The sequence below is a fragment of the Methanospirillum sp. genome (assembly GCF_035560735.1).
GTDB lineage: Archaea > Halobacteriota > Methanomicrobia > Methanomicrobiales > Methanospirillaceae > Methanospirillum.
The window spans coordinates 1-9,128 of the sequence record NZ_DATMYY010000318.1 but is presented as its reverse complement, the minus strand read 5'-3'; the positions used below and the strand labels follow the sequence as shown (position 1 = coordinate 9,128).

The following is a 9,128-nucleotide window of genomic DNA, read 5'->3' as shown; positions in this document are numbered from 1 at the left end:
TGCATGGGTACTGTTCACAGTGTGTATCGCAAGAACAAAACGGGTATTAGAATAGTGTGAAACAGCCTACTATAGTATAGGAGTACTGAATATGGATCTGCCTTTTGTCAAACTACATGGGAACGGTAATGACTTTATTTTAATAGACGAGTGGGACGGAATTAAAGTTCCCGACGAGATGAAAGGCGAATTTGCAGCGGTCTATTGTGATCGCAAGATGGGAATCGGCGGTGACGGGGTTCTCTTCCTTGGAAAGACGACTGATGGAAAGGCAGCTATGCGACTTTTCCAGCCTGATGAGAGCGAAGCTGAGATGTGTGGTAATGGTATCCGGTGCCTGGCCCGGTATGGTTTTGATATGGGGCATCTTTCAGAGAAGGGGACCATTCAGACCGTTGCCGGACTGATTGATGTTACCTGTGGGTATGATGAGGATGGGGATTTTCTTGCAGAAGTCACCATGACAGAGCCACAGTTCGATGCTCCGTCCATACCGGCAAAAGGAAGTGGTGAGTTTCACGAGATCATTAATGGGTATGAGGTATATGCCACCAACACCGGTGTTCCTCATGCCGTGGTCTTTGTAAAAGATCTCGACTCAGTGGATGTATGTGGACAGGCCCCTATAATCAGAAACAGCCAGTTCTTCCCGAAAGGGGCGAACGTTAATTTCGTTGAGGTTATCGATCAGAATTCCATCCGGATCCGCACATTTGAGCGTGGAGTTGAATGGGAGACCCTCTCCTGTGGAACAGGAGCCACAGCATCTGCTGCTATTGCTCACAGGCTTGGAAAGACCGGAGCAGTTGTTGAGGTTGAGACCCAGGGTGGTCCACTCACTATTACCCTGACAAACGGGGCTACTATGAAAGGTCCGGCTGATGTGGTCTTCACCGGCATGCTCATCCTCTGATCAGTTTCCCCTTTTATCGTTTTTGTTTAGATTAGTTCCAATTTTAGCGATTAGGAGTGCAATAAACAGTATCCCCCCTATCATCCCGAGAGATGAGACAACTCTTAAGAGGGGCATGGATTCACCGGCAACACCTCCAAATCCGTTTGCTGTCAGAATGGCTATACCCTCGAATAATGCTTGAGGAAGATCAATATCGACTCTCGCTCCTGTGGTTGATCCATGATATAGAGCTGAAATCAGGTAGAGGCTTATACCTAATATGGTTCCAATCAACAGAAAGAGAGCAGTTGCTGCGAGAAGTAATTCGTGTACCGGGAGCTCGGTTCTGATGAAAATGGCCAGGTACCTACCGCTCAAAATAATAAGGAAGAGAAGAAGGCAAAACTCTCCGAGTGGAAGAAGGGATGCTGCTGCCTGCCAGAGGGAGACCCAGATAAGTTCAAGTGATATCAGCACCAGAATTGCTGCAATCAGAAACCTCCTACGTGAACCCCTCATGAGCCAAAGTCCTGTAATGAGAATGATAGATAAGAAAAGAGTCAATGAAACCTGTCCTGCCTGACCTCCTGACAAGACCGGATAGATGACCTGCAGGGGGAGCATCATAAGTAGAAGCAGCAAAAAGTTCTGCCTATCACCTTCATTTTTATCAACTCCGGACCTGCCTGTTTGCTTCCCTGCTAACCCATACATATGGATTATTTCTTCGGACCGGTATTGAGCGTTTCACCCACAGGAAAAAGATAGATATCTTTAATGCAGAAGGTAGGTAACCATCTCTAACTGGTTTAGGGAGTCAGGGAAAGCCTATGGGTGATGAGATCAGCACAAAGGAAGCGAGACGCTGGAAAGAAGAAGGCAACAAACTGAGTGCTATGCAGAAGTTTGACGATGCCATCCGGTGCTATGAGAAGGCAATCTCATTAGACCCGGTTGATGAAGATACCCACTTTCAAAAGGGTCTTGCTATGATGAACCTGATCCGGTATCAGGAGGCAATTGAATCCTTTGAGCAGTCTCTCAGGATCAATGACAAGGATCCCAGGTACTGGCTATATATGGGTGTCAATTATTTTTTCATGGGAAGATACAGCAAAGCAATCCCCTGTTTCAATATGGTCATTGAGCTTGATCCAACAAATGTTCACGCATTAAGCAACAAAGGTTCAGCGCTTGCAGAACTGGATAAACATGCAGATGCAGTGGAATGTTTTGACAAGATAATTGAGTTGGTTCCTGGTGATATTAATGCTCTTTACAATAAGGGAATCAGTCTTCAGAAAATGGGAGAGCACAAAGATGCAATATCCTGTTTTAAGCAGATCCTGAAGCAGGAACCTGAAGATGCTGATAGCTGGTTTGAACTTGGGAATTCTCTTGCAAAAACCGACACCTGCAAGGAAGCTATCAAGTGTTATGACAGGGTCATCAGGATAGAACCGAACCATGCAGAAGTCTATGATGCCAAGATTGAATGCCTGCGTAAGCTGGGATTTGATGAAGAGGCAGACAAACTTATTGCAACCCGTGAAATGGATGACGGCTGGTAAACCATCCAAAATAGATATTTAAAAAAGTGAGACTGAACCCATAGATGGGTTCAGACAACAGTCACAGTCTTTGTATATGCTCTTCCAAAAAGTACCTCAACACCGGTGCCTTGACGGGCTGCCTGGTATTTAAGTGTGTATGTTCCGGGCTTTGAAGGAGCCCTGATATCGAACGAGAGGGTCTGGGACTGACCAGACTTGATCTGAGTTCCATCAGGGATTCCTATCCATGATGGTCCCAATACTGCTGTGTCCTCAAGAGCCATAATCCCCACCTGATACTGGGATATCCAGTCATCAGATCCGTCATTGAATAGTATTAGTCCAACTGGGTATGTATTTCCTGCCTTCATCTCTTTTGGGATTGAGTCCCCGGATATAACTGCATGAATACCTGTCATGGTTGTTTTCGGAGTAGTATCCTGAGTTGGTGTCATATTTGGAGAAATAGTCACGACAGGAATTATTGTAGGGATAACAGTTGGTGAAGGTTCAGGGGAGAGACCGAAAATCTCGGGTTTCAACTGGCCCTGGCTTTTATTGGAACTTTTATCAACAGTGTTGGTGGTTTTCCCCTGATCCAGGGATAGAATGCCACTTCGGTTCCATAACTCTTTCTCCCGGGACACTATGCTGGTATCCTGCCTCCCTGTTTCCAGCGGAGGTGAGATAACAACATCACGGCTTTGGGCATCTTTTTCAATATTTTGGGTGTTGTGAAACTGGTTGTTTACAATCTGTATGCCGTTTACTCCCTCAAGAGATATTCCCGCCTTTCCGTTTCCTTCAATCACTGAAGAAGTAATGTTTGATCCAGTGCTCTTGCTGAAGATAATGCCGTATTCAAGGTTATTCTTGATGTGTGAATCCTGAATATCAGCCCTGCTACCAAGAACAGTAACACCTGAACCGGTACAGTCCTCTATTGTAATTGTCGTAATTTTTGTATCAGACTGGTTTGAAAGGGTTATTCCCTCATGACTGGATTTGATGGTGACTCCGGAAAGAATAAGGTTCTGAGTTCCTTCTGCTGCTTTTTCTGCATCTATATCACTGGTTCGATCCTTCCCCCATGGAAACAGAGACGAGTCAATTCCTTCTGAGTAGATTCCATTCCCCTCATCCTCAACACTCACATTTTTGATGGTGACTCCTGTCACAGGCTTTCCTGCTGAATTAGTCAGGCTGATCCAGATTCCTACAGATGGCGATTCTGTTGATGCAGGTCGAATGGAGTACCCCTGTCCGTCAAGGATGACAGACGGAGCAGCAATGATAATCCCCACTGGATACTGGTGTGATATATTCTGCTCAAGTGTATACCGTCCCGGTTCGGTAATATACACATAATCACCAGAATATGGCCCGATAACCGGAGGGAACTCCACTCCCGACGTATCTGCTGCTACATAGAATGATGGGCACATCACAGCCAGCACTGCTGTAGCGACAACCCAAGCGTTTAATAAAGGATAAAAAAATTTCGTGAGAGAACTCCTCCTGATCCTGCTGAATATGTATCAACTGATCAGGTAGGTTCTAGATCATTTATGAGTTATGGGTTGGGACACTGGTTTATCTGTTCCCCTGATACCTGAATCCCTTCCTGCACCATTGAGAAATTCAGATAATCACCTTCCGGTTGTGCATGGTGTTTGACTATTCTGACTCGTCTCAACACGTCCATACGATCAATCCGGAGGATTACCTTTGAGAGATGAAAGAGACTGGTTCCTCCTAGGGGTGCGAAATCGTTTTTGGCAGGATCCATGTACACCTGATTTGTCAACAGGATTGGGATGTCATATCGTTTTGCATATCCGAGAAGAACTACGATCTGTCTTGAGAGGCGCTGCAGAGAATCCTGCCCGTGTTCCAGTTCAGTCCTGTATAAACCGGTTGCTGAGTCGACGACAATGAGCCCGGTATCACGGGTTGAGAGTATGTGACCGGCATCCTGGATCATCGAAGCCTGTTGATCAAAATCTGCAGCTTCATACAGGTAAAATCGTTCAGAGAGTTCTTCAGCCCGGCTTCCTGCGATCTGGGTGAATCGATCAACCGAGAAACTTTCAGTATCTACGTAGATGACGCACTTACCTGCCTTCAGAACCGAAACTGCTGCGAGGAGACAGAATGTTGACTTCCCACCCCCGGGCTCTCCGTATATCTGGGTGATCATCTTCTTCGGGTACCCTCCCCCGATTAGTTTATCAAGCGGGGTACACCCACTTGATTCATGGTACCGGTTTACTGGTGGAAGTCCTGCCTCTGGTGTACCTTCTTCCATGCTGCCTCCTCAACTGTTCTCATCACCTGTGTAACCGGAAGATTATGCTCCCTGGCGAATCTACATACATGTTCATATTCTGCCTTCAGGGTATAACAGGATCCCTCAATTATACCGTACTTGACTGGAAATTTGCCTGATATATCGTTAATTGTGATATCTATCTCCTCAATCCTGCGGTCTGCAATGAACCGGTGAACTGCCGGGATGCATCTTACACCAAGCGTTCCGGTCTCACGAGCCATCAGGATTGAAAGTCTCTCTGCATCATCAGGTCTGCATATCACCCTGATAAGGTGGCCTGGTCTTCCTTTTTTCATGGTAAGAGGGGTGGCACTTGCATCCCTTGCCCCTTTTTCCATGAGTTTTTCCAGGAGATATCCAATAACCTCTCCCGGGACATCATCAACATTGGTTTCAAGGATATCAACTTCATCTCCACCTGGCTCTTCAGGTACTGTCAGAAGCATCATCCTAAGGACGTTTGGTGTATGCGGATCATCCCTGTCACCGGCACCATAACCGGTTACATCCAGCCGGGCGGGTGGCAGTGAATGTATTCCTGAAGAAAATTCGGTGAGGAGAGCAGCACCGGTTGGAGTACAGAGTTCGCCGTTACCCCCGCCTAAGATTACCTGCAGGCCTCCTGCAGCAAGTATTGCAGCAGTTGCAGGGGCAGGGACTGGGTACATGCCATGTTCCATCCTGACTGTTCCAGTCCCCGTTGCCACGGGAAACACCTTAACAAGATCAGGAGATATCGTATGCATCGCCATACATGAACCCAGAACATCTGCGATAGCATCGTCGGCCCCGACTTCATGAAAGTGCTCCTTTCTTCCATGTATTGACTGTTCTGCAGAGGCTATCCGCTGAAAAACGGCTTCAGCCCTGGCAATAACAACCGCAGGGGCAGATGAAGACCTGACCCTTGCTATGACTTCTTCAAGCGTCCTTGATGCAGGACCGGCATGAGTATGTATTTTTATGGACTGGATGCCTGCCCGTGATACCACTTCTATTGTTGGGGTTGCAACAACTGTTTCCATCACCCGGATCACCGCGTCACGGTCAGCTCCAAGGCCGAGAAGAGCCCCGAGGAACATATCGCCTGCAGCCCCGTGAAATGGGTCGATCGCGAGAATTCTCATGATTTGCTATACTTATAAATCCCCGGATATATGATTGTTAGGTAATAATGGTGGAATCATATCTTAAAGTTGATAGCGCATATCCCGGCGATCAGGGTGGAGGAAAAGCTCGCCTTGATCCTGAGACGATGCTCCAGCTCAGGCTCTCTCCCGGCGATATTATTCAGATCTTTGGGAAGTCCCCCACCGTTGCCAAGGTCTGGAGGGCTCAGCTCAACGACTGGAATCAGAATAAAATACGCATAGATAATTTTACCCGGACCAACGCAAACGTTTCCATCGGTGACACGGTAAAAGTCTCCAAAGTGGAAGAGGTTATCCACGCAACAATGGTGGTTCTTGCCCCTCCTGAAGATCTTCCGAGAAATATCCCACCAGCCGATCCTACTACGATTCATCACAATCTGATCGACTTCCCTATTGCCCTGGGGGATTCAGTGCCCGTTCCTATTGGACTTCCGTTCATCCAGCCGCAGATGGTCTCATACAAGGTTATCGAAATAGAGCCTAAAGAAGCCGTAATCATCTCGCAGAAGACAGAAGTCATCCTCTCAGATAAACCGGTTAGCGGATTTGAGGGGATAAGTCAGGTTACATATGAGGATATTGGGGGACTTCGGGAAGAACTGCAGCGGCTTAGAGAGACGATAGAACTACCAATGCGTCATCCCGAACTGTTTCGCAGGCTTGGCATAGAGCCGCCGAAAGGGGTCCTCCTCTTCGGACCGCCGGGAACCGGTAAAACCCTCATTGCCAAGGCTGTTGCAAACGAGTCCGGAGCACACTTTATTCCTATTGCTGGCCCCGAGGTGATATCCAAGTACTATGGGGAAAGTGAGCAGCGGCTCAGGGAGGTCTTTGATGAGGCTGAAGATAATGCTCCTGCAATTATTTTTATCGATGAACTCGACTCTATAACTCCAAAGCGCGAAGAGGTTACCGGAGAGGTGGAGCGGCGGGTCGTTGCACAACTCCTGACCATGATGGACGGGCTCGAGGAACGAGGCGAGGTCATTGTGATCGGAGCCACGAACCGTCTTGATGCAATCGATCCTGCCCTGAGGCGTCCAGGCCGGTTTGACCGGGAGATAGAGATCGGTGTTCCAGCTGAGCCGGATCGCCATGATATCATGATGATTCACACCAGAGGAATGCCTCTTGCAGAAGATGTGAACCTTTCAGAGTTATCAGCCCGGACACACGGGTACACTGGTGCTGACCTTGCCGCACTTGCACGGGAGGCAGCAATCCGTGCTCTCAGAAGATATCTTCCTGATATAGATCTTGATGAAGAGGAGATCCCACAGGAGATCCTGGAAAAGATGGTTGTCACCTATAAGGATTTCAAACAGGCTCTTCGTGAGATCACTCCGTCAGGTATGCGTGAGGTCATGCTGGAGGTATCACATCTCCAGTGGAGGGATGTCGGCGGTCTTTCCGGAGCTATAGAGGAGATCAGGGAAGCGGTTGAGTACCCCCTCACCCGGAGAGAACAGTTTGAGGATCTTGGGATCCATGCTCCGCGAGGAGTGCTTTTATACGGACCGCCAGGAACCGGTAAGACTCTTATTGCCAAGGCTGTAGCAAATGAATCGGGTGCAAATTTTATTGCAGTCCGGGGCCCCCAATTGCTTTCAAAATGGGTTGGTGAATCTGAACGTGCTGTCAGGGAGATATTTAAGAAAGCACGTCAGGTTGCTCCTGCTATTATCTTCTTTGACGAACTTGATGCCCTGACACCAGCTCGGGGAACTGCAGGCGACAGCCATACGATGGAGAGTGTTCTCAACCAGTTCCTTACTGAGATGGACGGGCTTCAGGAGCTCCGCGATGTTGTGGTGATGGGAGCAACAAACAGACCTGATATTATTGATCCTGCTTTGCTCAGGACTGGCCGGTTTGATCGGTTGATCTATATCGGAGAACCAGATCTCAACGATAGGGTGGAAGTGATGCAGATCCATACCAGAATGATGCCGATAGAGGGTGCAGCAATGGAGGATCTGATCAATCTTATCGGGACCTATACAGAAGAGGATATTGAGCAGCTTGCATCTGATCTCAAGAAGGACTCTGTCTATTCATCCAGTGAGATGGCAGAAATACTCAAGCAACATGGTTCTGGAAATGGAACATTAAGCAGAACTGTTCGCCGAAGACTGCTTCAGGAACTCTGGGTAAAACTTAGAGTGCGGGTGAATGACGAGCCAGCGAACCAACTCTTCGCTGATATTGCTGCCAGAACTGCTGGTTTTGTTGGGGCAGATCTGGAAGGGCTCTGCCGGGAGGCGGGTATCTTTGCAATGAGGGATCAGTCCGGGCAGGTCAGGAAAGAGCATTTTGAAAAAGCTCTTGAAAAGACGCACCCGACGATGAACGAAAACCTGATGGTAGCGTACCAGAAGATTCAGAAACATTTCAAGGGAGGCCTCCCGAAAGAAGTCCAACCCCCTGAATACCAGTAATTTTTTCAGGCAGTCTTTGGTGGCCGCCAGATTACTGTATTTCCATCATGCCATATCGGAGTAAATCCCATCCCATAGTAAATATTGGGATTGGTGATGTGATATATCCCATATTCTGGGTATCCTGTAATCAATAGGGTAGCTCCGTATTTTTTCATTATTTCTGCGGCCTGTGTGGGATTTGCGGAGTATATTTTGGACACATCAGCCACACGGGTGTCAAGGAGCGATTGATTCCGGAAGACAAGTTCCCTGGGGTAACTTCCCAATATTGTTGGCATTCCAGTAAAAGTTGAGACTCTTGAGAAGTATTTTTCTATACTGTCTTCATCACCCACGTGTGTGGTAACTCCTTCAGCGATAATCTCCCCTGGAGGCATTGTCTTGAGAAACTGAATTGCATGCATCTCTTCGGGCATATTTCTCTCAATCCACGATGCACCATCCAGAGTAATAGGATGTTCGCCTGGGTGGGAGACTCCTAAAATAAATGCCGGTGTGAAAATTATCAGGAATATAAATCCGCATGTAATTATTTTCTTACATATTCCTGTGTTGGTATCTGGATTCCACGTTTGAATTCTTGTTGCTATCATTATTGATGTGGAGATGGCCAGGAGAAACCAGGAGACAAAATAAAATTTATAGGTGGTGTTCATCCGATCAACACCTGTACTATCAGCCATCGAAAAGAGATCGCAAAATATGAGGATTATCAACCCTGCTGTTGCGAGTATATCTATCGGTGAGTATATT

At 47.4% G+C, this 9,128-nt stretch carries 8 protein-coding genes; 3 read left to right on the top strand and 5 right to left on the bottom strand.

Features of this window, described 5'->3' with window-relative positions; all coding sequences use genetic code 11:
- Positions 1 to 91: 91 nt before the first annotated feature.
- Positions 92 to 913 (top strand): diaminopimelate epimerase, encoded by an 822-nt coding sequence (dapF, locus tag VN429_RS09330; RefSeq protein WP_325632509.1) that lies wholly within the window; start codon positions 92 to 94, stop codon positions 911 to 913.
- Here dapF and VN429_RS09325 read toward each other — a convergent pair whose 3' ends face one another.
- Positions 914 to 1,537: a hypothetical protein gene (locus VN429_RS09325; protein ID WP_325632507.1), complete on the bottom strand. Its 624-nt coding sequence runs from the start codon at positions 1,535 to 1,537 to the stop codon at positions 914 to 916. It abuts the gene before it with no gap.
- Positions 1,538 to 1,725: 188 nt separating this feature from the next.
- On the opposite strand from VN429_RS09325, the gene VN429_RS09320 reads away from it, so the two are divergent.
- Positions 1,726 to 2,466, top strand: coding sequence for a tetratricopeptide repeat protein (locus tag VN429_RS09320; protein WP_325632505.1), 741 nt, complete (start codon positions 1,726 to 1,728; stop codon positions 2,464 to 2,466).
- 50 nt (positions 2,467 to 2,516) lie between these two features.
- Here the strand turns inward: VN429_RS09320 and VN429_RS09315 are convergent, their stop codons facing one another.
- The 3 genes from VN429_RS09315 to larC form a co-directional block, all read right to left on the bottom strand.
- The gene (locus VN429_RS09315; RefSeq protein WP_325632503.1) at positions 2,517 to 3,893 is read right to left on the bottom strand and encodes a NosD domain-containing protein; all 1,377 of its coding nucleotides are present in this window, start codon (positions 3,891 to 3,893) and stop codon (positions 2,517 to 2,519) included.
- A 128-nt stretch (positions 3,894 to 4,021) separates the two neighbouring features.
- Positions 4,022 to 4,756 carry a DNA repair and recombination protein RadB gene (radB, locus tag VN429_RS09310; RefSeq protein WP_325632500.1) on the bottom strand — a complete coding sequence of 245 codons (735 nt, stop codon included), beginning with the start codon at positions 4,754 to 4,756 and terminating at the stop codon, positions 4,022 to 4,024.
- Positions 4,717 to 5,907, bottom strand: a complete 1,191-nt coding sequence (gene larC / locus VN429_RS09305) for a nickel pincer cofactor biosynthesis protein LarC (protein ID WP_325632498.1) — start codon at positions 5,905 to 5,907, stop codon at positions 4,717 to 4,719. The genes radB and larC overlap by 40 nt, the downstream gene beginning before the upstream one ends.
- Before the next feature lie 47 nt (positions 5,908 to 5,954).
- On the opposite strand from larC, the gene VN429_RS09300 reads away from it, so the two are divergent.
- Complete coding sequence (locus VN429_RS09300) at positions 5,955 to 8,372, top strand: CDC48 family AAA ATPase (protein ID WP_325632496.1); 2,418 nt, start codon at positions 5,955 to 5,957, stop codon at positions 8,370 to 8,372.
- 5 nt (positions 8,373 to 8,377) lie between these two features.
- Here the strand turns inward: VN429_RS09300 and VN429_RS09295 are convergent, their stop codons facing one another.
- On the bottom strand, positions 8,378 to 9,109 hold the full coding sequence (locus VN429_RS09295) for a hypothetical protein (RefSeq protein ID WP_325632511.1): 732 nt from the start codon (positions 9,107 to 9,109) through the stop codon (positions 8,378 to 8,380).
- Between the last annotated feature and the right edge of the window lie 19 nt (positions 9,110 to 9,128).

Bases quoted from the DNA above. Each gene is read 5' to 3' on its own strand.
- dapF (WP_325632509.1), top strand. From the start codon at position 92: ATGGATCTGCCTTTTGTCAAACTACATGGGAACGGTAATGACTTTATT.
- VN429_RS09320 (WP_325632505.1), top strand. From the start codon at position 1,726: ATGGGTGATGAGATCAGCACAAAGGAAGCGAGACGCTGGAAAGAAGAA.
- VN429_RS09315 (WP_325632503.1), bottom strand. From the start codon at position 3,893: ATGTGCCCATCATTCTATGTAGCAGCAGATACGTCGGGAGTGGAGTTC.
- radB (WP_325632500.1), bottom strand. From the start codon at position 4,756: ATGGAAGAAGGTACACCAGAGGCAGGACTTCCACCAGTAAACCGGTAC.
- larC (WP_325632498.1), bottom strand. From the start codon at position 5,907: ATGAGAATTCTCGCGATCGACCCATTTCACGGGGCTGCAGGCGATATG.
- VN429_RS09300 (WP_325632496.1), top strand. From the start codon at position 5,955: ATGGTGGAATCATATCTTAAAGTTGATAGCGCATATCCCGGCGATCAG.